The sequence below is a fragment of the Agrococcus jenensis genome (assembly GCF_003752465.1).
Taxonomy (GTDB): domain Bacteria; phylum Actinomycetota; class Actinomycetes; order Actinomycetales; family Microbacteriaceae; genus Agrococcus; species Agrococcus jenensis.
Map to the genome: position 1 here is coordinate 1173038 of NZ_RKHJ01000001.1, position 24471 is coordinate 1197508.

Sequence of the window (24471 nt, forward strand, 5' to 3'; positions counted from 1 at the left end):
GGCTCCGTTCGGTTGCGGGGGGCTCAGAACATGATGACGCTTCGCCCGCGGGCGCCCGACCGCATGAGGTCGAAGGCGTCGTTCACCTCGTCGAGTGGGATGCGGTTCGTGATGAGCCGGTCGATCGGCAGGCGGCCGTCGAGGTAGAGCTGCGCGAGCATCGGGAAGTCGCGCGCCGGCACGGTCGAGCCGTAGTTCGAGCCGAGCAGCGACTTGCCCTCCTCGGCGAGCGCGAGCGCGTCGATCGGCACCGGCCGGTCCTGCGGCGGCAGGCCGACGATGACCGCGGTGCCGCCCCGCTTGAGCGTGGCCGGCATGATCGCGATCGTGTCGGGGCGGCCGATCGCCTCGAACGCGACGTCGACGCCCTCGGGCACGAGCTCCCGGATGCGGTCGGGGAGCGACGCATCCGACTTCACCGTGTGCGTCGCGCCGAACTCGCGTGCGAGCTCGAGCGACGCATCCGTCACGTCGGCGACGATGATCGGGCTCGCGCCGGCGAGCGCGAGGCCCATGATGATGCTGATACCCACGCCGCCCGCGCCGATGACGAGCGCGGAGCGGCCCGCCTTCAGCTCGGCGTCGTTGACGACCGCGCCGACGCCGGTCGCGATCGAGCAGCCGATGAGCGCCGCGACGTCGAACGGCAGCTCCTTCGGCACCTTGATCGCGGCCTGCTCGGCCACCACGACGCGCTCGCTCATCGAGCCGACCGCCAGGTAGGGGTAGGCGATGGCGCCGTCGAGGGTCATCGGGGTCGACCCATCCGGCAGCACGCACGCCTCCGAGCCGGAGCCGGTGCACACCCAGGTGCGGCCCTCGCGGCAGCTGGTGCAGACGCCGCACGGGTAGAACCACGTCATGATCACGTGGTCGCCGGGCTCGAGGCTGCGCACGCCGTCGCCGACCGCCTCGACGACGCCCGCGCCCTCGTGGCCCATGATCGTCGGCTGCGGCATCTCCCAGTCGCCGTCGAGCACGTGCCGGTCGGAGCCGCAGACACCCGAGGCGCCGATGCGCACGAGCACCTCGCCGGGGCCGGGGTCGCGGAGGGTGACCTCGCGGATGTCGAGCTCGGGCTTGCCGCTGTAGACGGCTGCGCGCGTGGTCGCCATCAGCGCACCACCTCCGTGGCGCGGCCGCGGTAGAGCACGGCGGAGAGCGCGAGGTAGACGACCGCGGCGACGATGGCTGCGGGCAGGGATGCCGTGATCACCGAGAAGACGGCCTGCGTCTCCAGCGTGATCGGGTTGTAGAGCCACAGGTAGAACGCGGCGCCCGCGACGAGCGCGATGAGGCCGGCCCAGTTGATGCCGCCGGCGAAGGCGTAGAGCGTGCCGCGCTGCCCGAGGTGCAGCTCGCGGAGGTCGACGCGCTGCTTGCGCAGCACGAAGTAGTCGGCGACGGCGATGCCGCAGACGGCGGTCAGGAAGGCGCCCGAGACCGAGACGAAGATCATGAACTGCTCGTACATGAACTGCGGGAAGAAGGTCATGATCGCGGGCACGATGAAGAACGACGCGGTCAGCACCTTCCACGGCACCTTCGCGAGCAGCCCACCGGACGACTGCCGGATGGCGAGGATCGTCGAGTAGACGATCGACGACATCGACGTGATGTTGGCGAAGGCGATGAAGATGAGCACCGCGGCGCCGAGGATCGCGCCGCCGAACGGCACCATCCAGACGGTCGGGTCGGAGTCGCCGAGCGTGAGCGCGGCGGCCATGCCCACGATCTGCGCGATGAGCGTGGCGACGAGCAGTGCTCCGTAGGCGGGCCAGACGGCGGCCTTGCGGCTGCGGGTCATGCGCGCGAGCGATCCCATCACGGGGTACCAGGAGACGCCGACGCCGACGTTGAACTCGACCGCCACCATGAAGTTGAGCGTCGGGTCGTCGAACGGCGCGATCGGCGAGGCGGTGAAGAGGGCGTCCCACGACGTGTTGACGACGAGGAACACCATCATGATCACGGTGACGACGGCGAGTCCGGGCGCGATGATCGCGTTGAAGCGGCCGATCGTGACGGGTCCGCGGGAGAGCACCCACCAGGCGATGAGGATGGCGACGAGGCCGCCGATCGTGACGACCGGGCCGTACTGGCCGAGGTCGGTGCCGGCGAAGGTCGCGGCGACCTGGCTCGTGGCGCGGCCGGCCATGACGGCGAGCAGCGACGACCAGCCCATCTCGGTGACGAGGATGACGGTGAAGACGATGATGCCGACGCCGACGACGCCGAAGGCGCCGCGCAGCAGCGTGTACTGCTCCGAGCCCCAGCGCTGCGAGGCGACGACGGAGGCGAGCACCATGAAGCAGAGGCCGATGGCGTTGCCGATGAGCATCGCGGCGATGCCCGCCTCGAAGCCGACGAGCAGCGCCGTCGAGCCGCCGACGAGGAACGCCCACGTCGCGATCGCGAGGGCGGTGTTGACCCACGTGAAGTCGAGGGCGCTCCAGAAGCGCTCCTTCTTCAGCAGCGGGAAGGTGCCGAAGACGTGCTCGTTGGCGAGCTTCGGGTCGACGACGGCCTCGCCGCGCGCGCTCACAGGACCACGACCAGGAGGCCGATGACGACCGCGACGACCGAGACGCCGACGTAGACCGCGATCTCGCGGCCGGTCATCGGCAGTCGCGACGGCTCGTCGCGCTCGTCGTGCTCGACGATCTGGATGCGGCGCTCGAGCTCGGCGGCGACCGCCGGATCGGTGCCGCCGGCGACGAGCGTGCGCTCGAACACGGTCGGGTGCGACGCTGCGGTCGCGCTCTGCTGGGGTGACGTCATCGCCGGCTCCTTCGCCATGGCAGGGGACGGGCCGCGCTCGCGGCCGTAAACCAAATCCGATTTGGTTTAGCGTCATACTGAGGCACGATGGCGCTGTCGTCAACTCCGGATGGCAGCGACGCCCACTGCAGGGGAGGATGTTCGGATGGATGCGCCGAAGAGCCACGCGATCGCCGTCGCCCAGGGGGTCGCCGTGATCGACGACGTCGATCAGAACCTCGCGACGCTCGATGGGCTGGTCGCGTCCGCGGCCGAGCAGGGCGCCGACGTCGTCGTGACGCCCGAGCTCTTCGCCACTGGCTACGCGCCCGACCGCGCGTGGAAGCACGACGGTGCGGCGATCCGAGTGGCGCTCGCGGCCATAGCCCGCTCGCACGGGATCGGACTGGTCGCATCGTCGGTCGACACGGTGGGGCCTGCGCATCACATCTCGGCCTCGTTCTTCTCGCCCGAGGGGGAGGAGCTGTCGCGCGTGCACAAGCGCCACCTCTTCGGGGGCGTCGAGCAGGAGTACATGACGCCGGCGGCGGCCTACGGCGAGCCGGTCAATTGGAACGGCACGAGCTGGGGTGTCGGCATCTGCTACGACGTGGAGTTCCCAGAGTTCGCTCGCTCGCTCTCGGTCGCGGGCGCCGACATCCTGCTCGTGCCGACGGCCGTGCCGAGAGTAGAGGAGGGCATCGAGGGGCTCGGTGATGCGTGGCACTACTCCGCGACGCAGATCTCGACGCTGCAAGTGCCGGCGCGGGCTTTGGAGAACGGCGTGGTCATCGCCTATGCGAACCAGTGCGGTCCGGGCTTCACTGGCCGCAGCTGCATCGCGACGCCGTTCGGGCACAACGCGGTGCTGCTTAGCGATGGTCCAGGCGTCTCAGTCGCACAGGTGCGCACGGAGGCGATCGCGCGATCTCGAATCATAAACTCCTACCTTTTCGACCTCGGTTCGCAGAGCTGACGTGTCTCGAGCGGGTCAGCCGAACACGTCAGCAGCAGTCGCGGACCGCTCGCGGGGTGGGTGTCGCCGCTATCAAGCGATCGCCGTTGGGCACAGCGTCCGATCGTTGCGTCCGATGGCGGCAAGGCGGGGACGGACATCCAACTTCTTCGCTAACCTTCGAGTTGATCCAGTATGTAGGGGGCAAATTGGCGACACATCGCGCGACCGCAGAGGCGACGCCCGCGAATCAAGCGGTCGCGGGTGGTCAACCGTTCCTGCGTTGGGCGGGCGGCAAGAGGTGGCTGACACCGCAACTCGCAAGAATGATCGAAGGCCACAAGTTCGAGCGCTACGTCGAGCCGTTTCTGGGCGGCGGCGCTGTCTTCTTTGCGATCGCCTCTGGCAGACGAGCGCTTCTCTCCGACCTCAGCGAAGACCTGATAGAGGTGTACTTAACCATAAGAGATAGCCCGGAGGCCGTCGCTTCTCGGCTAAACGCTTACGAGAACACGGCGGACTGCTACTACGATGCACGAGCAAGCCAGCATGGTGACGTGACGGAGCGTGCCGCCCGGTTTATCTACTTGAACCACCATTCATTCAATGGAATCTACCGGGTGAACTTGCGCGGCGAGTACAACGTCCCTTTTGGCCATAGAAAGAACGTTGTCATGCCCTCGGCGGAGGAACTTACTCTCATCAGCAGCCGCTTGAGCTTGGCGGAACTCTCATCGGGAGACTTCTCGCAGACCCTATCGCAAGTGCAACGAGGCGACCTAGTGTTCCTCGATCCGCCCTATACGGTCGCTCACAACGACAATGGCTTCGTAAAGTACAATCAGCATCTCTTCGCGTTCGAAGATCAACGGAGGTTGGCGGCAGCCGTCGCGCAGATTATAGAACAGGGAGCGCATTTCATCCTCAGCAACGCGGCGCATCCTTCCATTCTAGAATTATTCGGGAAGCTTGGACGCGTCGAGCGAGTGTCGCGCAAGAACGTTATTGGCGGGCTCAAAGCGTCGCGCGGATCTGCGCAAGAATACCTTTTCACGAACATTGAGATGCGAGACGCAAATGCAACTTCTTGATGAGAAGGCGATCCGCTCGGAGCTTCCGAAGCGGATGTCGCCATACGTCCGCGAGAAGATCCCCGCCGTACGCGTGCCCGAGTACCTCGCTCAGCAATGGGTGATCGATAAAGAGTTGAAGCGCGACGTCTGGATGCGAAAACTGAAGACTCACGATCGGGCCTTCGAAGACAGAGTGTGGTCGATGTTCGCGAGACTTGGGTTCCCTTCGCTCAACGCAGATCGGACCCTCAGTCTGCCGTACGGTGCAAATGCTAACGAGACCAAACAGATCGACGTACTTGCGGTGGACGATGAGGTGTTACTCGTAGTCGAATGCAAGTCGTCGGCGTCGGACAGGGCGCCGGTCATGACGTTCAAGACTGAGATCGAAGCTATACAGGGATACCGCGCCCGCATGATCGGCGACTTGCGGAAGCGGTTCCCCGACCGTAAGGTCAAATTCGTTCTCGCGATCAACAATATTGCAGTCAGGCGCGAAAGCCAGGATCGCATGGAGGCGGCGAGCATTGCGCTACTGGATGAAGAGGCAGTCGACTACTACCATGAGTTGGCTGGCCACCTAGGACCTGCCGCGAAATTTCAGTTGCTCGGCAACTTGTTTGCGGGAACGCAGATCGAGGCGATGGAAAGCGCGGTTCCTGCAATCAGGGGAAAGATGGGCGGTCACACGTACTACTCCTTCGCGATCGAGCCAGAGCGTTTACTCAAGCTGGCCTACGTGCTGCATCGGAACAATGCGAATACCCGGTGGATGCCCACGTACCAACGCATCATCAAGCGCGCTCGACTGAAGAAGGTTGCCGCGTTCGTGGAGGCGGGTGGCTTCTTCCCGAACTCGCTGATCGTCAATCTAAATAACGGTGGCCGCAAAGTCAGATTCGATTCGGCCGGGCAGAAGATGGGTGCCGTCGATCTGGGGGTGCTGCATCTGCCGAGGAAATATCGATCCGCTTACATCATCGATGGGCAGCACCGCCTCTACGGTTTCGCCACGTCGAAAAGAGCGCAAAGTGAACTGGTGCCGGTCGTGGCATTTGTTGACCTGCCAGGAGAGAAGCAACTAGAACTCTTTATGCAGATCAATGAGAACCAACAATCGGTGCCGAAGAATCTGCAGAACACGCTGAACGCTGATCTCTTGTGGGGCAGCGACGACGCTCGTAAGAGAAGTCACGCACTCAAGCTGAAAGTGGCTCAACTCCTGGGGGAGCAGAAGACGTCGCCGCTTAGGGGCCGCGTCATTCTTGGGGAAGAGCAAAGCAGCGATCGCCGGTGCATTAGCCTGGATGCGATTCAAAGAGGGGTGGACCGGGGTCGTTACATCGGCGAGTTCAACGCTTCTTCAGTAAAGACGCTCGGATCCTTCTATAGGACTTCCAACGATGACACTGTCGGCCCACTTGTGTCTTTTCTCGAACTCGCGCTCGACTTCCTGAGAGATGGCTTGGAAGCGCAGTGGAACTTGGGGCGGGCGGACGGCGGATTCGTTTTCACCAACGCCGGGACGGAAGCCGTCGTCCGGCTTTGTGGAGATATTGTCGACCATTGCAATGCGTCGGGCGTCACGGACTCTCGCAATGCTGCGCCCGAGGTTGTGTTCGTGCACGTCCGCCCCTACCTGTCATACCTGGTGAACTACTTGTCCGGGCTTGCCTCCGACGACGTGACTGAATTTCGCGGGTGGTTTGGTAGTGGCGCGCCGACGAAGTACCTACGAAAGTTTCAGGCAGCGATCGCAGCGGAAGACGCATCATTCGAACCGGAGGGCCTGGCGGAGTGGCTCGTAGATCAAAAGAAACAGTTCAATAGCGAGTCGTTGACGATGGTGCATGACATCGAGGCGTTCCTGAAGATTGAGGTCAGACGGGTGCTCGAGGACAACTACGGAGCTGAGTGGTATAAGAAGGGCGTCCCGAAGTTAGTCTTCGAGGAGGCTTCCACGCTTGCCGCCAAGAAGAACTGGGATCAGGACTTGGATTCACAGGTGGAATGGTGGGATTGTCTTCACGTTGTCGACTATCAGAAGATAATGCGTAACGGCGGGATGAAGACGTGGAACGAGCTTTTTGATAGCAGGTTCACGCTTCCTAGCGACGCGAAGGCATCGTCGTGGAAGGACAAGTCTGAGTGGGTAACCCGCTTCAACGAAATTCGAAATACTGCCTTCCACGGGAACGCAGTTTCCGAGGAGGATTACGCCTTCCTTCTAGGACTGCACGCTAGCTTCCCAAACGCCTAGGGCGCGGATGACCCTTGAGGCAGACGAGCGCCTCCCGGGAGGGCGCGAGCTCGGCGGCGGGGGGCGCTCACGTCGCGCCGGCCGCCTCCCAGGCGCCGAAGGTGACCCCGTCTGTAGTACGCCAGTCTGCGCGCCCGTTCGCGGTGGCGTATCCCTGCAATACGGCCGATGCGGCCGACGGCGAGGTAAAGACGACGTCTTGGGTTAATTTCATCGTGGCTCCGTCTGGCGACGCCACCGCGTCGGCGATCACGAGTGCATGAAGTCGAGATCGGGCCTCGAACTGCCTCATGGTGGTCGCAACGCCCGCCTTGGGACGCTGCATGACGGTTCTAATGCGCGATCCCCTCAGCACCGTGAACTCGCCGTCGATCATCTGCGCACGGGCGTCAACGCCTGCGCGATTCGTCAGCGTAAAAATGGGACTGTCGACGTACTGGTCATGTACAGGCTGCTCGGCAGCGCCTGGCTCGGAGCGAGCCTCACGACCTCGAAGTACCTCGACGCCAAGCACAGGGAGCACAATGCGCAGTTGCTCGATGAAGTAGTCCATGTCCGACGCGTCGGCCTCGGGGAGGTCAGCGCCGCCGGAGGGCTCGTTCCCGTTGGACAAGTGCACGCGACCGATGGATTTCGCCATCTTGATCAGTCGCGACTCGAGATACCGCACGTGCGCACTTGTCAGATTGGAGTCCTTTGAGGTGACGATAACAACTTCGTCCCAGAAGTCCTTCTTGGCATCGTGTTGCATAAGTCGATTGGCAACATCGTCCGACTGGCCGATGTAAGCGATTCTGCCATCGCCGACGTCGTCGCCGAGAAGGATGTAGACGCCAGTGCGTCTAGCCTCCTCGCGTCCCCGGATCGCGACGAGCTTCTCACGCTTGCCTTTCAGTACGTGGCCGGTCCAGTTGATGATCTCCGCCGTCGTGAGGCCGCCGGGCGTGCCGTCGACGAGGAAGAGACGAACCTGCTTGCCCACGTGCATTCGCCCACGATAGTCGGGAGCTGACATCGAGCAGGTATCCCTGATGTCGTCGCTTGCCTGGGCAGAGGCAGCAAACTGAGCTGGAGGCTCGACGCCTCCCGTCGACCGATGATGCAGTCTCTGCATTCGGGTCGCCCTAAGCCTCGTCGGAACCATCGCAAGATCGAGGACCGATCCGCTTGCGCGACCGGCTAAACCGCCATCGAGATCCTGCTGGGCGGTGACGGTTCCAGTCGGCTCACGCGTGCGTACCCGAGCGCCGTCGCTGTGAGAAGCAAGACGCGGCTTGAGCCGAAGCCCGAGCCGCGTCCGCCAGTAGAGTGAAGCGTCAGCCCTGCGACGCCTGCATCTCCTCGAGCTGGAGCTCGAGGCGGTCGCGGTGCTCGCGGATGAGGTCGAGGCTGCTCTGGGCGATGCCCGCGCGCGTCTCGAGGTCGGCGTAGTCGGCCTGCACGGCGGCGAGCTCGGCGCGGACCGAGGTCAGCTCCGCCTGCGCGTTCGCGGCGGAGGAAGCGGCAATGCCGGCGCCGAGCGCGCCGAGCAGGGCGACGACGACGAGCGCGACGATCCAGGGCCAGCGGCGGGTGGTGCGGCCCGGCTTCGCGGTGGCCGACGTCGACGTCTGCTCCTCGGTCGGCGTGGTGGCTTCGGTGGCATGAGTGGTGCTCATGGGGTGCTCCCTGGGGTGCGGGCGCGGAGCGGATGCGGGCGCGGCACACCGCACGCGCATCGCACAGCGGCGTGGATGTGAGGTGATGCGGCGCCTCACGGATCGCGTGAGCGCCAACACGCCATTCTTCCACTCGCGGCGACCCGCTGGTGCCCTGGTGTGCGGGCACGGGAGCTCGCTATTCGCTCGACAGACCGATTCCTGGGCGACGCGGCATGGTGTAGTTGCCTCGTCGGCCACGGTGCATTGAAGTAACCTGCGAGCATGACGGAAACCTTCGACTGGCGTGCGCTGCAGGTGTTCCCTGAAGCGCTATCAGCTGAAACGCTCGCGGCGCTCGAACGGGCCGACGCGTACCGCGAGCGCTGGCGCGAACTCTTGCAAGGAGCCACCGACGACGAGTTGGAGGTTCGTCGCAATCGCAACTTCCGCCGGCACGCGATTGAAACCGGCATCATCGAGCGTCTTTACGATATTGACTGGGGGACGACGGAGGCTCTGGTGGCGGAAGGTATCACCCTCGATGTTGCGGAGCGTGAGGGCGCTGTATCGCCAGAAACGCTCGATACCATCAATGCTCAGCTCGACGGGCTGCAGTTGCTCGTCAGTTTCGTGAACGAGAAGCGCGAGTTCTCTACAAGCTTCGTGAAAGAGTTGCACATTGCGATCACGAGGACGCAGAGGTTCATCGACGCACGAGACAGCTTCGGTCATGCGGTGGCAGTGCACTTGGAGCATGGGGTGTGGAAGCGCACGGACAACCACGTCATGCTGAGGGATGGCTCGAAGCAGCTCTACACGCCGGCGATCTTCATCCAGGATGAGATGGATCGACTCGTTGAGCTGTATCTCGATTATCAAAATTCCGAGATTCATCCAATTGCACTCGCGGCATGGCTGCACCACTCGTTCATTAGCATCCATCCCTTCGCGGATGGAAATGGTCGAGTGGCCAGGGCGCTAACGCTCCTTGCTCTCATGCACGGACAGTTCGTGCCGATCGTCGTGCGTCGCGACAGCAGAGAGGAGTATATCGATGCGCTAGACCTCGCCAATCGCGGAGACCTTGAGCCTCTTATCCGCTTCTTCGCACGGCTCGAAGAGCAAGCTGCACTTGCGGAACTAGAAATTCGTCCGACGACGGTCGCGACGTCGGCAGTAGAAGTCGCTCAGGAGTACGCTCGGTCACTCAAGGCGCGTCTTGAGTTCTCGAACACTGAGCGCCGTGAGGGTGCCGAAGCTCTCGCCACGGACCTCAACTCGAAAACGAATGAGTTGCTCGTCGAGACCGCTGCCGAGTTGCAGGCGGTATTCGCCGAGATTGATCCCCGGGCGGACGTCTGGACCGACTCTCAGCAACCGCCTTCCGAGAAGTCTAAGTGGTGGAGGGCTGAGATCATTCGCGCGGCTCGCGAGGTCGACTTCTACTCGAACATGTCGGATGGAGTGTGGTGGTCGAAGTTGACCGCGAGAGTGCTTGAGCGAGAACTTCACTATGTGGCAGTCGTGCAAAGGGTTGGTCACGGGGAGACTGGAATCCTTGCGCTGACGTTCTTCGCTGAGAGCAAAGTTGCACGGCGCGATAAGGCTGGAGCCAGTTCACAGACACCGCAGCCGTTCGAGCGTCTCATCCGGCTCCGACCGTCAGACAGCGTCACGTTCCTGCACACGGACGAAGTCGAGGAGGCCTGGGGTAAAGCGCTTGACGCAATCAACAAGACACTCACGGCTTCAGTGGCGAGCTTCCTGGATGCCTCCGGCTGAGCCAGTCAGCTAGCGAGATGGGCGATGGCGGCAGGTCTTGCCGCGCGGGGCGATGGCCGCATTGTGCCGCGGCGGGTCGAGGCGAAGACGGGGACCGCCGACTAGATGAACTGCAGCGGGTCGAACTCGTCGATCGGGATGACGCGAACGCGCGGGAGCCGGCTGTTGAAGGCAGCGACGTCGTACTCGAGATCGAAGAACTCGACGCCGTCGACATCGCGCAACCCTCCGGCCATGAACTCGCCGAAGCCCAGGATGCCGACGCGGGCGTCCCGGTCCGCGAGTCGTGCCATGTGCGGCGCGAAGTCGCGGTCGTGGCTGACGAGCATCACGTCGGCCTCGCGCTCAACGAGCGCATCCGCCGTGCGCTGGATGGCGATGTCGACGACCTTGCCCTCGCCCCGCAGCGGCACGGGCGTGTAGCCCATCGCGATGAGCGCCTGCACGAACGACGTCGGCAGCTCGGCCGGCACGGCGAGGAAGAACAGGCCCTTCACCGGCTGCTGCCACGCCTGCTCGGCGAACGACAGCACCTTGTTCCAGCGCGGCCGCTCCTGCGGCTCCGGCCGGCGGTTCAGCACCGAGATCCCGAGCGTCGCATCGATGTTCTCGCCGTCGACGAGGAGATAGGTGGTGCGCTCGGTCATGGGGCGACCTTATCGCCGCGCCTGCAAGGCCGAGCTCCCTGCCCTGAGCGCGCGCCCGCGGTCAGCGGTGCGCCGAAGTCACTCGGTCTCGCGTCAGCGCGAGGCGCGCCTCCGACCCGTCAGTCTTCCTCGTGAGCAGCACGGTGCCCGTCATGAGCTGCCACGCGGTCACCGCGTAGACGGCGATCCGCTCCCACACGCCGTCGGGCAGGAGGTCAATGGTCGTCGTCCCCGCGTCGATCTGCAGCATCGCGAGTCCGCTGAGCCCGATCGCGCCGAGCGCGATGCTGGCGAGCGCGTAGGGCGATCGCGGACGCTCGCGGGCGACGCCGATGCCGACCGCGATCGCCACGACGTTGCCGCTGATGATCGCCATCCCTGCACCGAGCACGTGGAAGATCGCCGACCCGTTGTCGTCGCTCGCCTGGCTGCCGTGCACGATGCCGACGAGCGAGATGCCGATCGCGTAGACGATCGCCAGCGCGACGAGCATCCGGCGCTCTCGGGTTGCGCACGCTCGGACGACGACGCAGACCGCAGCGAGGTACAGCGCGCCCTGCACGACGAATCCGACGTTCATCACCAGGTGCAGCGGGGAGTCGATGGCTCGGCCCTGGTACTCGCCGACCTCGGGGATGCCGAGGTCGCTGATGTAGTTGGTTGCGTAGGAGTAGCCGGTGAAGGCGGCGGCGGTCACGGCCTCCGTGGAGAGGTGCACGAGCGCGCTGAGTATCCAGAGCACCCCGGCAACGATCGAGGAGCGGCGTCGGATGGTCACGCTGCCATCATCCCGGCACGCGGCGGCGCGTCTCCGCCAGCGGCCCCGCCTACGATCGACTCGACTGGCCGGTCACGTCGAGAGGGAGCCGCAGCATGCGCGCAGCACACACCAGGCGGATGCTCGCGGCCACGACGGTCGCGGCGGCCACGCTCGTCGGGCTCACCGCGTGCTTCATCCCATCGCCACCGCCCGTGCCCCAGGCGCCGAACACCGACCCGGTCGTGCCCGGCACGAGCGGCGCCGCCGACGTGCGCGAGGGGTTCGTCGAGGCGGGCGGGACGACGGAGATCGAGCTCGAGGTCGCTGATCGCTCCGCGGTCGTGCTCGGGGCGGTGTCGACAGACGACGAGGACCTCACCATGCGGCTGGTCGGCGATGGCGCGGAACTCGAGAACGACGACGGCTCCAGCGAGCTCGATGCCTTCGCGTTCGAGATGGGCTCGCGCGACCCGCTCATCGGTGCGGTGCTGGAACCCGGCTCGTATCGGATCCAGCTCGGCGAGTACAGCGGCGACCGCACCGGCTTCCAGTTGCAGGTGCTGACGGGCTCGACGGTGGTGGGCGTGGGCGAGAGCGCCTCGCTGGAGGTCGCGCCGGGTGCGCCAGCCCTGTTCATCGCGCGCGTGACGACGGGGCAGGAGTCGATCCGCGCGGAGGCCGAGTTCGATTCGGTGCTCTGGGGGCGTTCGAGCGCGGATGACTCGAGCCTGATGGACGACGACTCCGGCGGCGATTCCAATCCGCTCATCACGCTGAACGGCACGGTCGACGGGGACCTCGTGATGGTCGCGGCCGCGTATGACCGCGACGAGGGCGGGATGGTGCTGGTCAGCGTGGAGTGAGGGGTGGTCGCGGCTCGCTCCGCACGGGAGTGATCTCGATACGCGGCCGGCTTCGCCGGCTGCTACTCGACCAGCGGGTGGGGCCGGCTGCTACTCGACCAGCGAGAAGAGGGGCCTCAGACGTCGATCGCCGCGCCCGGCTCCGCCTCGGTCGACGCGCCGCTCGGGTTCGGCTCCTTGAGCTCGACGAGGATCGCGTGGCCGGCGGTCGAGCCGACGTTCTCGCCGGCGTGCGACTCCTCGGGCACCCAGCTCACGACGCCCGCTTCGAACGAGACGTCGGCCTCCTTCGAGCCGTGCGCGAGCCGCAGCTGGAACGCGCTCAGCGGGATCATCACGCTGTCGGGGTGGTGATGCCGGTCCGTCTTCGATCCCGGGGTGTCGCGGTACTCGAGCACGCGCACGCGCTCGTTCTCGAACACGACGGAGTAGGAGCCGGGAGCGGTCGAGACGGCGTCGTCAGTCATGCGGGGGAACCTACACCTGCGTCCTGCGAAGGGTCGAGGGTCTGATCCGCGGCTGTCCTGTCTCGGAGGTAGTGGTGCGCGGGTCGAACGGCCATGCTGGCCCCATGGAGACCTCCTACCTGCCTGACCTTGCCGACGAGCTGCTCGGCATCGCCCGGAACGCGACCAGCGGTCGGGCCGCGCGCTCGACCCGCTCCGGCCGCGCGCTGTCGTTGCGGCAGACCGTGCTCGCGCTCACCGAGGGCCACGGCATCGAGGAGCACGAGACCAACGGCGAGGAGACGCTGCAGGTGCTCGTCGGGCGCGTGCGGCTGCGGTCGGGGAGCGAGGCGGTCGAGCTCGGGGTCGGCGAGGTGGTCGACGTGCCGGATGCTCGGCATGCGGTGGATGCGCTGACGGATGCCGCGGTGCTGCTGACGGTGGCGGTGCGGTAGCGGGGTGGTCTCCTTGCGCGGCTGAGTGGTCTCGATACGCGGCCGGCTTCGCCGGCTGCTACTCGACCAGCAAGAAGGGGCCTGCTGCTGCTCGACCAGCGCGAAAGGCCGCCGGGCGAACCGCCAGGAAGACGTACCCCAGGGGTCAGATTCGACATAGGTCGGCTCGCTACGATTCAGCAATGCGTCAATCGCTCGCCTCGGCTCTCGACGAAGCCCCCGCCCCGGGCAACGCCACCACGCGCTTCAGCAACGTGGCCCTCCTCTCCGTCGCGAGCTCGCTGCCGAGCCGAGTCACGACATCCGCAGACATCGAGGACCGCCTGGCGGCCGCCCTCTCGCGCCTGAAGCTGCGTGGCGGACTGCTCAAGCGCGTCGCCGGCGTGCTCGAGCGCCGCAACTGGGGCGAGGGCGAGTCGGCCGACGCCGCGACCGTCCAGGCCGGTGAGCGCGCGCTCGCGGAGGCGGGCGTCCGGGCGTCCGACGTAGGCCTCCTCATCAACACGAGCGTCACGCGCAAGCACCTCGAGCCGTCGGTCGCCGTGCGGCTGCACCATGAGCTGGGCCTGCCCACCTCGGCCGTCAACTTCGACGTCGCCAACGCCTGCCTCGGCTTCGTCAACGGCATGAGCCTCGCCGCCGGCATGATCGAGTCGGGCCAGATCCGCTACGCGATCGTCGTCAACGGCGAGGACGCCGACGACATCCAGGTCAACACGATCGACCGGCTGCTCGGCGCCGACATCGACCGCGACGACTTCCTCAGCGAGTTCGCCACGCTGACGCTCGGCTCCGGCTCGGCCGCCGCCGTGCTCGGCCGTGCCGACGAGCACCCCGAGGGCCACCGCATCCTCGGGGGCGTGACCCGCGCGGCCACGCAGTGGCACGACCTCTGCGTCGGCAGCGCCGAGGGCATGTACACGAACGCGAAGGCGCTGCTGAAGGGCGGCCTCGACCTCGTCGTCTCCGCCTGGAAGGAGGCGGCACCGGAGTGGAAGTGGTCCGAGATGGACCGCTACATCACCCACCAGGTCTCCTCGGTGCACACGAACGCGATCGTCAAGGCGGCGAAGCTCGACCCCGAGCGCGTGCCCACGACCTTCCCGAAGTACGGCAACGTCGGGCCGGCATCCATCCCGATCACCCTCGCCGAGGAGCAGGCGACGCTCCGCCAGGGCGACCGCGTGCTGCTCATGGGCGTCGGCTCGGGCCTCAACACGGCCATGCTGGAGCTGGCCTGGTGACCCAGGCGGCCTCGCTGCCCCCGCACGACCTGCCCGGCCTCGACCCGCGCTTCAGCCGCATCGTCGGCGTGCGCGGCCGCGACCTCGACGAGAGCGTCACCCGCGAGTGGCACTGCCTCGACACCGCGGATGCCCTGGCCGAGATTGGCGCGCACGTCGCCGGCACGATCCTCGCCGTGCACGGCAACCCCACCTGGTCGTACCTGTGGCGGTCGATCGCGGCGGAGTCCGTGGCGGCCGCCGTCGCCGGCCAGCCGGCCTGGCGCGTGGTCGCCGTCGACCAGCTCGAGATGGGCTTCTCGGAGCGCACGGTCCTCTCCGGGGGGTCCGGGCTGTACCGCCCGCTCGCGCAGCGCGTCGCCGACCTCGCCGCCTTCACGGATGCGCTCGGCCTCGACGGCCCAGTCGTCACCCTCGGACACGACTGGGGCGGCGTCGTCTCGCTCGGCTGGGCCATCGACCACCCCGAGCAGCTCGCAGCCGTCGCGCTGCTCAACACCGCCGTGCACCACCCGGAGGGCGTGCCGATCCCGGCGCCGCTGCGGCTCGCGCGCGCTCGCGGTGTGCTCTCGGCGGCGACCGTCGCGACGACGGGCTTCCTCGACACGACGCTCACGCTCGCGACCCCACCGCTGCCCGCCGACGTGAAAGACGCGTACCGCGCGCCCTACCGCTCGGCCGATCGTCGCGGCGGCATCGGCGGCTTCGTGGCCGACATCCCGGTCGATGCAGAGCACGAGAGCTTCGCCGAACTCGAGCGCATCAGCACGGGCGTCGCGCGGCTCGAGGTGCCGGCGCTGCTGCTGTGGGGGCCCAAGGACCCGGTCTTCACCGACCGCTACCTCGACGATCTCGTCGACCGGCTGCCGCACGCCGACGTGCACCGCTTCGAGGGGGCGAGCCACCTCGTGGCGGAGGAGCGGCCGTACGCGACGACGGTGCTGGAGTGGCTCCGCCCGTTGGCCGAGGAGCAGCCGCAGGCCGCGTCTCGAGACCATGCCGGTGACGGTGGTCTCGACTCGGGCGGCGCGAAGAGCGCGCCGTCCGGCTCGACCGGCATGCTCCCGCTGGTCGAGGAGCAGCCGGAGGCCGCGTCTCGAGGCCGTGCCGGTGGCGGTGGTCTTGACTCGGGCGGCGCGCTGAGCGCGCCGTCCGGCTCGACCGGCAGCGAGGGCTCCACCGCCAGCGAGGACCACGTGCCGCTCTGGCGCGGGCTCGAGGCGCGCGCGGACGACGACGACGTCGCCATCATCGACATGGCCGGCGGCGGCGAGCCGCGCCGCGTCAGCTGGCGCCAGCTCGAGACGCAGACGAGCCGCATCGCCGCCGGCCTGCACGCGATGGGCGTGCAGCGGGGCGACCGCGTCTCGCTGCTCCTGCAGCCAGGCCCGACGCTCACCGCCGTCCTCTACGCGTGCCTCCGGATCGGCGCGGTCGTCGTCGTCGCCGACGCCGGCCTCGGCGTGAAGGGGCTGACCCGCGCGGTGCGCGGCTCGTGGCCCGACGTCATCATCGGCGAGCGCCTCGGCCTCACCGCCGCCCGCGCGCTCGGCTGGCCGGGCCTCCGCATCGCTGCCGAGCGGCTCCCGCGCATCGCGGCGACCGCGCTCGGCGTCGCCTGCAGCCTGCGCGATGTCGTCGCCCTCGGCAAGGAGTCGGACCTCCCGCCCGAACCCGGTCCCACCGACGACGCCGCGATCCTCTTCACCTCCGGCTCCACCGGACCCGCGAAGGGCGTCGTCTACACGCACGGCCAGCTGAGCGCGCTGCGCGACGTGCTCGCCGCGCACCTCCAGATCACCCCCGAGAGCGGACTCGTCACCGGCTTCGCGCCGTTCGCGCTGCTCGGCCCGGCACTCGGCACCCGCTCGGCGACGCCCGACATGGACGTCTCCTCGCCCCGCACGCTCACCGCCAGCGCGGTCGCGGCCGCGGTGCGCGCATCCGACGCCGGCATCGTCTTCCTCTCGCCGGCGGCCATCCTCAACGTCGTCGCGACGGCGGATGCGCTCACCGCCGCCGACCAGGCGGCCCTCATGCGCGTGCGAGCGTTCTTGTCGGCAGGCGCCCCCATCGGCGCTCCGCTGCTGCAGGCGGTCGCGAAGCTCATGCCGAACGCCACCCCGCACACGCCCTACGGCATGACGGAGTGCCTGCTCGTCACCGACGTGACCCTCGACGAGCTGCTCGTCGCGGCGGATGCGCCCGACGCCGGCGTCTGCGTCGGCGCGCCGATCGGCAGCAACCGGGTGCTCGTCAGCGCGCTCGACGCCGACGGCCGAGCCACCGGCGCGCCCAGCGCCGAGCCGGGGGTGCTGGGCGAGATCGTCATCTCGGCGCCGCACCTCAAGAGCCACTACGACCGGCTGCACCTCACCGACCGCGCGGCGACCCGCGACACCGAGCCGCTCGCGGCCGACGGCAGCCGCTGGCACCGCACCGGCGACGTCGGCCACCTCGACGCCGAGGGTCGCGTGTGGGTCGAGGGCCGCATCCAGCACGTCATCGTCACCGCCGACGGCCCGATCGCGCCGGTCGAAAGCGAGCAGGCGATCGAGGCGGAGGATGCCGTGCGCCGCGCCGCCGTCGTCGGCATCGGCCCGCACCGGCTGCGCCAGGCGGTCGCGGTCGTCGAGACCGTGCCCACGAGCCGGCGGCCGGCGCTCGCAGACCCCGAGCTGACCGCCGCCGTGCGCGCGAGCACCCCGCAGTCGCTGGCCGCCGTGCTCGTCGTGCCGCAGCTGCCGACCGACGTGCGCCACAACTCGAAGATCGACCGCTCGCGGCTCTCCGCATGGGCCGAGCGCACGCTTGCCGGCGAGACGGTCAGCGCCCCGTGAGGAACCAGCGATGATCGTGCTCGCCACCGGCGCCTCCGGGTTCCTCGGCCGCGCGGTCGCCGCAGAGCTCGTTGCCGCCGGCCACGAGGTCCGCACGCTGCAGCGCCGGCCGTCCGAGGTTCCCGGCGCGACGGATGCGCTCGGCTCGATCACCGATCCGGCCCACGTCGAGCGCGCCATGGAGGGCGTCGAGGGCGTCGTCCACCTCGCGGCGAAGGTCTCGCTCGCGGGCGACCCGAGCGAGTTCCGCATGGTCAACGTCGAGGGCACGCGCACGCTGCTCGACGCGGCCGAGCGCGCCGGAGTGACGCGCTTCGTGCAGGTGTCGTCGCCGTCGGTCGCGCACGCCGGCGCGTCGCTCGCCGGCGTCGGCGCCGAGCCCGCCTCGCCCGAGCACGCGCGCGGCGACTACGCCCGCACGAAGGCAGAGGCCGAGCTGCTCGCCCTCTCGCGCGACGGGGCGGCGATGCACGTCATCGCCGTGCGGCCTCACATCGTCTGGGGACCCGGCGACACCCAGCTCATCGAGCGCGTCGTCGACCGCGCGCGACGCGGCCGCTTGCCGCTGCTGAACGGCGGCACGGCGCTCATCGACACGACATACGTCGACAACGCCGCGACCGGCATCGTCGCCGCGCTGCACCGCGCGGATGCGGCGCACGGCAACGCCTACGTCATCACGAACGGCGAGCCCCGCCCCGTCGCCGACCTGCTGGCCGGCATCTGCCTCGCCGCCGGTGTGCGCCCGCCGCGCGTCAGCGTGCCGGCGTCGCTCGGCCGCGCCGCGGGCTCGCTCGTCGAGCGGGTCTGGGCGATGCCCGGTGTGGGATCGCGGGCAGGCGCCGACGAGCCGCCGATGACGCGCTTCCTCGCCGAGCAGCTCTCGACGGCGCACTGGTTCGACCAGCGCGACACCCGCCGGGACTTGGACTGGGCGCCGACCGTCTCGCTCGACGAGGGTCTGCGCCGCCTCGCTGCCCACTACGCCTGACCCTCGCTCGTCGGCAGACGAGGAGATCTGGTCGAGGGTGCACGAGTCGAGGACGACGGGTCCTCCCGCTCGCCGCGGCTCCTCAGGCTCGGGCGTCACCTGCAGCGAAGAGGGGGGCTCTGCGCCGCTGCGAAACGCCGTTACGCTGAGCCGCGAAGCCGGCGCCGCCGCTGGCGCCGGGCGCTCTCCACGAGGAGTCTGATCATGAAGCACCTGCCTGCAATCGCGGCCGCCGCGCTGGCCGCAGCCACCGTGCTCGGGGTCGCAGCACCCGCGAACGCGGCACAGCCATCGGCCGCCGCGATGAACTCCGAGGCGTACTGGGAGTCGCTCGGCTACGGCGAGTGCACCAAGTACGAGCTCCCGGATGGCGCCGACATCGTCTGGCTGCCCGCGACCGCACCGTCGCAGCAGTTCTCGCTGCTCGTGCTGAAGGCCGGATCCGGGGCGATGGCGAACGATGTGATCCCGTACCCGTACGACGACGGCTACGCCTACCTCCACAGCTCGGGCAAGGACATCAGCCACTACATCAGCTGCCTCGCGCCGCGACTCAGCTGAAGAGACGAGCCGCAGACGGCTCGAGCGGCACCCGGAGGCGAGACGCGCGTCGCGCAGGCGGTTCGCAGGAGTCGCCACCTACCGTCGGCTCATGAGCTTCCCGCCGCCGCCGGGCCAGCCGATCGCGTGGCATCCCGCTGCGCCGCCGCCCCAGAGCCGGGCGCCGCTGCCCGACGTCGAGCGCCGTCGCCTCCTCCGCGTGGGCGCCGCGAGCGGCGCGCTGCTCGGCGCCGGCACCGGGCTCGGCGGCGTCATGGTGCTCTTCTGGCTGCTCATCCTCGGGATGTCCGCGGTCTTCGCGCCGCTCGTCATCGCGTACGACCAGGGCGACCCGCTGCAGGAGGCGATCGCCGCCGTCATCACACCGCTCACCGTGGCGGTGCTGGCGGTCGGCACCGTGCTGTGTCTGCTCGGGGTCGCGCTCAGCTGGGCGCTGCTGCGCCGGTGGGGCGGCGGGCGAGCGCTCGGCGTCACCGCCGCGGGCGCTGCGATCGCCGCGGTGCCGGTGCACGGGACGAACATCCTGATCGTCCTGCTGTCGTTCGTGCTGCAGCCCGATCTCGACGAGGCGACCGGGATCGCGGTCGTCGCGCTCGTGGCGGCCTTCGCCGGGGTCGGCGTCGGTGCGGCAGCCGGTGCGGGCGCCTGGCGGTGGATGGGCGGGGCGCTGCGGCCGCGTCGCTGACGCGACCCCACCAGCGGCGGTGCGATCCGGCGACGTGCCACGGGCGGAGGTCAGGGCGGGCCATCCGGGCCGGGAGGACCTCCGCTCCTGACGGGCAGAGGGTTGAGCAGGACGCGCCGAGAGCGATTTGCACCATGGCGCCGCTCACGGCGCGCGGAATCAGACCCTTACGGGAGGACCCGCAGAGCTCTACGCTCGCTCTCACCTCGCCGTAACATCGTTACAGAATCCGGGCGACACATGACGACGACGTCGCGCGTCGCTCGATCCGAGGCACTCGCATCGAGTCAAGGAGACACATCATGAAGAAGATGCTCGCGGCCACCGCCGTCGCCGCATTCGCCGTGCTCGGCATCGCCACACCCGCGCAAGCCGCTCCTCCGGACAACGCCGCCCAGAACACCGAGGCCTACTGGGAGGCGATGGGCTACGGCGACTGCACGAAGGTCGAGCTGCCCGACGGCGTCGGCAGCTACACGCTCGACCCCATCGCGCCGCCGAGCATCTACACCCTGCTCGTGCTGAAGTCCGGCTCCGGGGCGAGCGCGAACGACGTCATCATGTACCCGTGGTCCGGGATGGCCTACATGCACAGCACCAGCAAGGACCTCAGCCACATCATCTACTGCGTCGCGATGCAGCAGAGCTGAGCCACGAGCCACGGCGAGGCGGGGCGGCTGGTCGGCCCGCCTCGCCGTCTCGTTCACCCGGCGGGGACGAGGGCGCGGGTGCGCCAGAGCGCGGCGGCCGCGACCGTCGCGATGGCCGCGATCGCCGCGAGCAGCAGCGCGGTCCACGAGAGGCCGAGCGCCGCACCGACGATGCCGGCGAGCGGGTAAGTGATGATGAAGCACGCGTGCGAGAGCGCGAACTGCGCGGCGAAGGCCGCCGGGCGCTCCTCGGTCGACGCGTTGCGGCGCACGAGCCGCGACGACGCGGTGAGGATCGCCGCGTTGCCTGCGCCGAGCAGCGCCCAGAGCGGCAGCAGCAGCGCCCACGGCGGCTCGCCCGCCAGGCTCGCCGCGACGCCGCCGAGGCCGATCGCCACGACCGCGCCCCCCGTCAGCATGACGGTGCGCTCGGCGACGCGATCGAGGATGCGGGGGAGCGAGAGCGCGACGAGCATCGATCCGGCGCCATACGCCGCGAGCAGGATCGCGACATCTGCCTGCGGCCGCCCGAGCCGCTCCTGCACGAGCACGACCGTGTTCACGATGACCATCGCCGTCGGCGCCGCCACCGCGAGGTTGAGGGCGAGCAGCGCGCGCAGCTCCGCGTGCCGCCCGAACACCCGCACGCCGCGCGTCAGCCGCTCGGCGAACGACGATCCGCGCTCGAGCTCGATCGCCGGGAAGCGCGTCGCGAGCACGAGCGCCGCCGAGAGCACGAAGCCGGCGACGGTGCCGAGGAACAGGTTCGAGTACGACATGACGAGCAGCAGGGCCGCGGCGAGCGCCGGGCTCAGCAGCGACTCGAGGTCGTAGGCGAGCCGGGAGAGCGACAGCGCGCGCGTGTACTGCCGCTCGTCGGGCAGGATCTCGGGGATGACCGCCTGGAACGCGGGCGTGAAGGTGGCGGAGGCGCACTGCAGCACGAAGATGAGCACGTAGATCTGCCACACCTCGCCCACGAGCGGGAGCATGAGCGCGATCGCGGCGCGGATCACGTCGGCGCCGATGAGCAGCGTCTTGCGCGGCACGCGGCTCGTCGCCGCGATCAGCAGCGGGCCCGCACCGACGTAGGCGAGCATCTTGATCGTGAGCGCGACGCCGAGCACGACGCCCGCATCGCCACCGGCGAGGTCGAACGCGAGCAGCCCGAGCGCGACGGTCAGGAGTCCCGTGCCGAGCAGCGCCACGATCTGCGCGCTGAAGAGCTTGGCGTAGGCGGGGTTGCGCAGCACGTCACGCACGGTCGGACTCCGACCGCTCGCGCTCTGCGGCGTCACCGACGAGGATGTGCTCGGGCGCGGTGCCCAGCATGTGCTCGGCCTGGTGCATGGCGACCGAGACGAGCTCGCTCGCGTGGTCGTCGGCGAGCCGGTAGAAGACGCGCGTGCCCGCGTGCCGGGCGACGACCATCCGCGCGAGCCGCAGCTTCGCGAGGTGCTGCGAGACCCCGGGGGTGGGCTTCCGCACCGCCGCGGCCAGGTCGCCCACCGACTGCTCGCCGTCGCGCAGTGCGAGCAGGATCTTCACCCGCGTGACGTCGGCGAGCATCGAGAAGACCTCGACCGCCAGCTCGACCTGCTCGTCCGCTGACTGCATATCTGCGTTCATACGCAAACAGTGACACAGCAAGAGCGTCGCAGCAAGCAGCCCCATGATCAGGATCTTTGCATCATCGTATTGTCAACAATCTGCAACCGAGGTACATTGCTGACATGAGCGGCGAGACCCACGACCACCACGGCCACGACCACGACCACGAGCGCGGTCATGCCTTCGGCGAGGCGCACCCGCCGCGCCCGGCCGCAGAGGGCGGCGATCACGGGCACGGGCACAGCCACGGCCTCGAAGGGCACTCGACCGGCACCGGCAAGCACCGCAAGAAGCTCGTCATCGTGCTCTGCATCACCTTCGCCATCTTCTTCGTGCAGGTGATCGGCGCGTTCATCGCCAACTCGCTCGCCCTGCTCGCCGACGCCGGCCACATGCTCACGGACGCGCTCGGCGTGACGATCGCGCTCATCGCCAGCCTGCTCGCGGCGCTGCCGGCGACGTCGAAGCGCACCTTCGGTCTCATGCGCGTCGAGGTGCTCGCCGCGCTCGCCAACGGCATCATCCTCGGCGTGATCTGCGTCGTGATCGTGGTGGAGGGCGTCCGCCGCTTCGGCACCGAGGTCGAGGTGGCAGCCTGGCCGATGCTCATCGCCGCCATCATCGGCGCGGTCGCGAACCTCGTCTCGCTGCTCATCCTGCAGTCGGGCCAGAAGGAGAGCCTCAACGTCCGCGGCGCCTACCTCGAGGTGCTCGGCGACCTGCTCGGCTCGGTCGCCGTGATCATCGCGGCAATCATCATCTTGTTCACGGGTTGGTACATCGTCGACCAGCTCGCCTCGTTCGCGATCGCGCTGCTCATCGCGCCGCGCGCCTACAGCCTGCTCAAGGACGTGGTGCGCGTGCTGCTCGAGGCGACGCCCAAGGACGTCGACCTCGACCAGACGCGCGAGCACCTGCTCTCGGTGCCGGGCGTGACGGACGTGCACGACCTGCACGCGTGGACGATCACGTCGGGCGTCAACGCCCTCTCGGCCCACGTCGTCATCGACGAGACCGCGGAGCAGCGCGACTACCACGAGATCCTCGACGAGCTCCACGCGTGCCTCGGGGAGCACTTCGACTCCGACCACTCCACGCTGCAGCTCGAGCCGGCGAAGCACGTGCATCACGAGCACGCGCTGCATGCGTGACGCGCACCGCGCCGCACAGCAATATCATCGTCCGAATGTCTACAGTGGCATGACACCAGCGTGTCGGCAGGAGGCAGCGTGAACGGAGTCCAGACGCTCTCGGCGATCGAGAATCGCTCGACGGCGGTCATCATCGCGGACCAGCTGCGGGAGGGGATCGTCGCGGGCACGTTCGTCTCCGGCGACCAGATCAACGAGGCGCAGCTCGCCGAACGGCTGCAGGTCTCACGCGGCCCCGTGCGCGAGGCGCTCCACCGGCTCGTCCAGGAAGGGCTGCTCGAGGGCCGCCCGAACCGCGGCGTGTTCGTCAAGGAGGTCACGCGACGCGACATCGCCGAGGTGGCGGAGGCGCGCGAGGTGATCGAGTGCGCGGCGGCCGAGGTGATCACGAGCATGGAGGCCGAGCAGCGCGATCGCATCGCCGAGGCGTTGGTGGCGGCCACCGAGCCGATGGCGGCCGCGGTGGCATCCGGCGATCGGGACCGCTTGCGGCGGGCCGACCTCGCCTTCCACACGCAGCTCGTGCGCAGCGGCGAGAACACGCGGCTGCTCCGCGCCTACACGACGCTCGCGACCGAGGCGCTCATCTGCATGCTGCACTTCGGCGACAGCGAGCCCGACGACGACCTGATCGCGAGCCACGTCCACATCGCCGAGCTCATGCGCTCCGGCGACATGGAGGCGGTGCACCTCGCGCTGCACGAGCACCTGTCGATCGACGAGCTCGATCTGCACTCGCACGACGAGGAGACGCTGCGGCACGGTCGCGTGGAGGGCTGACCCTCTCCACGCGGATCGAGGAGGACGGCGGAGCCGCCCGCACTTGCTGGTCCAGTAGGACGGCGGAGCCGGCCCCACTTGCTGGTCGAGTAGGACGGCGAAGCCGGCCCGTATCGAGACCACGGGATCGCGCCGGCTCGGTTCGTCTCGATACGCGGCCGGCTGCGCCGGCTGCTACTCGACGAGCGGGTAGGGCTGGTCGAGTAGGACGGCGGAGCGGCCCGCACACTTGCTGGTCGAGTAGGACGGCGAAGCCGGCCCGTATCGAGACCATGGGGTCGCGCGGTCGCGGTCCGTCTCGATACGCGGCCGGCTGC

General features: G+C 68.4%; 24 protein-coding genes. 14 read left to right on the forward strand and 10 right to left on the reverse strand.

The features are described 5' to 3' along the window. Nucleotides 1–23: 23 nt before the first annotated feature. The 3 genes from EDD26_RS05835 to EDD26_RS05845 are packed head-to-tail and all read right to left on the reverse strand — an operon-like array spanning nucleotide 24 to nucleotide 2781. A complete protein-coding gene (locus EDD26_RS05835) occupies nucleotides 24–1115 on the reverse strand; it encodes an alcohol dehydrogenase catalytic domain-containing protein (RefSeq protein ID WP_123696845.1) in 1092 nt (363 codons plus the stop codon). Next, nucleotides 1115–2545, reverse strand: coding sequence for a purine-cytosine permease family protein (locus EDD26_RS05840; protein WP_123696846.1), 1431 nt, complete (start codon nucleotides 2543–2545; stop codon nucleotides 1115–1117). The genes EDD26_RS05835 and EDD26_RS05840 overlap by 1 nt, the downstream gene beginning before the upstream one ends. Beyond that, complete coding sequence (locus EDD26_RS05845) at nucleotides 2542–2781, reverse strand: hypothetical protein (protein WP_123696847.1); 240 nt, start codon at nucleotides 2779–2781, stop codon at nucleotides 2542–2544. The genes EDD26_RS05840 and EDD26_RS05845 overlap by 4 nt, the downstream gene beginning before the upstream one ends. A 145-nt stretch (nucleotides 2782–2926) precedes the next feature. On the opposite strand from EDD26_RS05845, the gene EDD26_RS05850 reads away from it, so the two are divergent. From EDD26_RS05850 to EDD26_RS05860, 3 genes are all read left to right on the forward strand, one after another. Then, nucleotides 2927–3736 carry a nitrilase-related carbon-nitrogen hydrolase gene (locus tag EDD26_RS05850; RefSeq protein WP_170165543.1) on the forward strand — a complete coding sequence of 270 codons (810 nt, stop codon included), beginning with the start codon at nucleotides 2927–2929 and terminating at the stop codon, nucleotides 3734–3736. 188 nt (nucleotides 3737–3924) lie between these two features. Continuing rightward, nucleotides 3925–4806, forward strand: a complete 882-nt coding sequence (locus tag EDD26_RS05855) for a DNA adenine methylase (RefSeq protein ID WP_211333834.1) — start codon at nucleotides 3925–3927, stop codon at nucleotides 4804–4806. After that, a complete protein-coding gene (locus tag EDD26_RS05860) occupies nucleotides 4793–7048 on the forward strand; it encodes a DGQHR domain-containing protein (protein WP_123696849.1) in 2256 nt (751 codons plus the stop codon). Before EDD26_RS05855 ends, EDD26_RS05860 begins: the two co-directional genes overlap by 14 nt. Nucleotides 7049–7115: 67 nt before the next feature. On the opposite strand, the gene EDD26_RS05865 is transcribed toward EDD26_RS05860, so the two are convergent. Both EDD26_RS05865 and EDD26_RS05870 read right to left on the reverse strand, forming a co-directional pair. Continuing rightward, complete coding sequence (locus EDD26_RS05865) at nucleotides 7116–8036, reverse strand: GIY-YIG nuclease family protein (RefSeq protein WP_123696850.1); 921 nt, start codon at nucleotides 8034–8036, stop codon at nucleotides 7116–7118. 328 nt (nucleotides 8037–8364) lie between these two features. Then, nucleotides 8365–8706: a hypothetical protein gene (locus EDD26_RS05870; RefSeq protein ID WP_123696851.1), complete on the reverse strand. Its 342-nt coding sequence runs from the start codon at nucleotides 8704–8706 to the stop codon at nucleotides 8365–8367. Nucleotides 8707–8970: 264 nt separating this feature from the next. Between EDD26_RS05870 and EDD26_RS05875 the strand changes: the two genes are divergently transcribed. Next, nucleotides 8971–10470 (forward strand): Fic family protein, encoded by a 1500-nt coding sequence (locus EDD26_RS05875; protein ID WP_123696852.1) that lies wholly within the window; start codon nucleotides 8971–8973, stop codon nucleotides 10468–10470. 101 nt (nucleotides 10471–10571) lie between these two features. Here EDD26_RS05875 and EDD26_RS05880 read toward each other — a convergent pair whose 3' ends face one another. Next, nucleotides 10572–11117, reverse strand: coding sequence for an NYN domain-containing protein (locus EDD26_RS05880; protein ID WP_123696853.1), 546 nt, complete (start codon nucleotides 11115–11117; stop codon nucleotides 10572–10574). 61 nt (nucleotides 11118–11178) lie between these two features. Then, nucleotides 11179–11895 carry a DUF998 domain-containing protein gene (locus EDD26_RS05885; protein WP_123696854.1) on the reverse strand — a complete coding sequence of 239 codons (717 nt, stop codon included), beginning with the start codon at nucleotides 11893–11895 and terminating at the stop codon, nucleotides 11179–11181. A 251-nt stretch (nucleotides 11896–12146) separates the two neighbouring features. On the opposite strand from EDD26_RS05885, the gene EDD26_RS05890 reads away from it, so the two are divergent. Beyond that, nucleotides 12147–12740 (forward strand): hypothetical protein, encoded by a 594-nt coding sequence (locus EDD26_RS05890; protein WP_148058703.1) that lies wholly within the window; start codon nucleotides 12147–12149, stop codon nucleotides 12738–12740. 116 nt (nucleotides 12741–12856) lie between these two features. Here EDD26_RS05890 and EDD26_RS05895 read toward each other — a convergent pair whose 3' ends face one another. Then, nucleotides 12857–13207, reverse strand: a complete 351-nt coding sequence (locus EDD26_RS05895; protein WP_123696856.1) for a cupin domain-containing protein — start codon at nucleotides 13205–13207, stop codon at nucleotides 12857–12859. A 104-nt stretch (nucleotides 13208–13311) separates the two neighbouring features. Between EDD26_RS05895 and EDD26_RS05900 the strand changes: the two genes are divergently transcribed. The 7 genes from EDD26_RS05900 to EDD26_RS05930 all read left to right on the forward strand — a co-directional run bounded on the left by EDD26_RS05900 (nucleotide 13312) and on the right by EDD26_RS05930 (nucleotide 20612). Then, the gene (locus EDD26_RS05900; RefSeq protein ID WP_123696857.1) at nucleotides 13312–13641 is read left to right on the forward strand and encodes a cupin domain-containing protein; all 330 of its coding nucleotides are present in this window, start codon (nucleotides 13312–13314) and stop codon (nucleotides 13639–13641) included. 182 nt (nucleotides 13642–13823) lie between these two features. Beyond that, entirely contained in the window at nucleotides 13824–14885 is a 1062-nt protein-coding gene (locus EDD26_RS05905; RefSeq protein ID WP_123696858.1) for a 3-oxoacyl-ACP synthase III, read from the forward strand. Then, nucleotides 14882–17725, forward strand: coding sequence for an alpha/beta fold hydrolase (locus EDD26_RS05910; protein ID WP_123696859.1), 2844 nt, complete (start codon nucleotides 14882–14884; stop codon nucleotides 17723–17725). The genes EDD26_RS05905 and EDD26_RS05910 overlap by 4 nt, the downstream gene beginning before the upstream one ends. Nucleotides 17726–17735: 10 nt before the next feature. After that, on the forward strand, nucleotides 17736–18716 hold the full coding sequence (locus EDD26_RS05915; RefSeq protein ID WP_123696860.1) for an NAD-dependent epimerase/dehydratase family protein: 981 nt from the start codon (nucleotides 17736–17738) through the stop codon (nucleotides 18714–18716). Between the two features lie 204 nt (nucleotides 18717–18920). Next, complete coding sequence (locus tag EDD26_RS05920) at nucleotides 18921–19277, forward strand: hypothetical protein (RefSeq protein WP_123696861.1); 357 nt, start codon at nucleotides 18921–18923, stop codon at nucleotides 19275–19277. A 91-nt stretch (nucleotides 19278–19368) separates the two neighbouring features. Beyond that, complete coding sequence (locus EDD26_RS05925) at nucleotides 19369–19962, forward strand: hypothetical protein (RefSeq protein ID WP_123696862.1); 594 nt, start codon at nucleotides 19369–19371, stop codon at nucleotides 19960–19962. Between the two features lie 302 nt (nucleotides 19963–20264). Beyond that, entirely contained in the window at nucleotides 20265–20612 is a 348-nt protein-coding gene (locus tag EDD26_RS05930; protein ID WP_123696863.1) for a hypothetical protein, read from the forward strand. A gap of 53 nt (nucleotides 20613–20665) precedes the next feature. On the opposite strand, the gene EDD26_RS05935 is transcribed toward EDD26_RS05930, so the two are convergent. Continuing rightward, nucleotides 20666–21874, reverse strand: a complete 1209-nt coding sequence (locus EDD26_RS05935; protein WP_123696864.1) for an MFS transporter — start codon at nucleotides 21872–21874, stop codon at nucleotides 20666–20668. Next, the gene (locus tag EDD26_RS05940; protein WP_245989777.1) at nucleotides 21867–22229 is read right to left on the reverse strand and encodes an ArsR/SmtB family transcription factor; all 363 of its coding nucleotides are present in this window, start codon (nucleotides 22227–22229) and stop codon (nucleotides 21867–21869) included. The genes EDD26_RS05935 and EDD26_RS05940 overlap by 8 nt, the downstream gene beginning before the upstream one ends. Nucleotides 22230–22345: 116 nt before the next feature. Between EDD26_RS05940 and EDD26_RS05945 the strand changes: the two genes are divergently transcribed. Both EDD26_RS05945 and EDD26_RS05950 read left to right on the forward strand, forming a co-directional pair. After that, nucleotides 22346–23374: a cation diffusion facilitator family transporter gene (locus tag EDD26_RS05945; protein WP_123696866.1), complete on the forward strand. Its 1029-nt coding sequence runs from the start codon at nucleotides 22346–22348 to the stop codon at nucleotides 23372–23374. 78 nt (nucleotides 23375–23452) lie between these two features. Beyond that, nucleotides 23453–24154 (forward strand): GntR family transcriptional regulator, encoded by a 702-nt coding sequence (locus EDD26_RS05950; RefSeq protein WP_148058704.1) that lies wholly within the window; start codon nucleotides 23453–23455, stop codon nucleotides 24152–24154. Nucleotides 24155–24471: the final 317 nt, after the last annotated feature.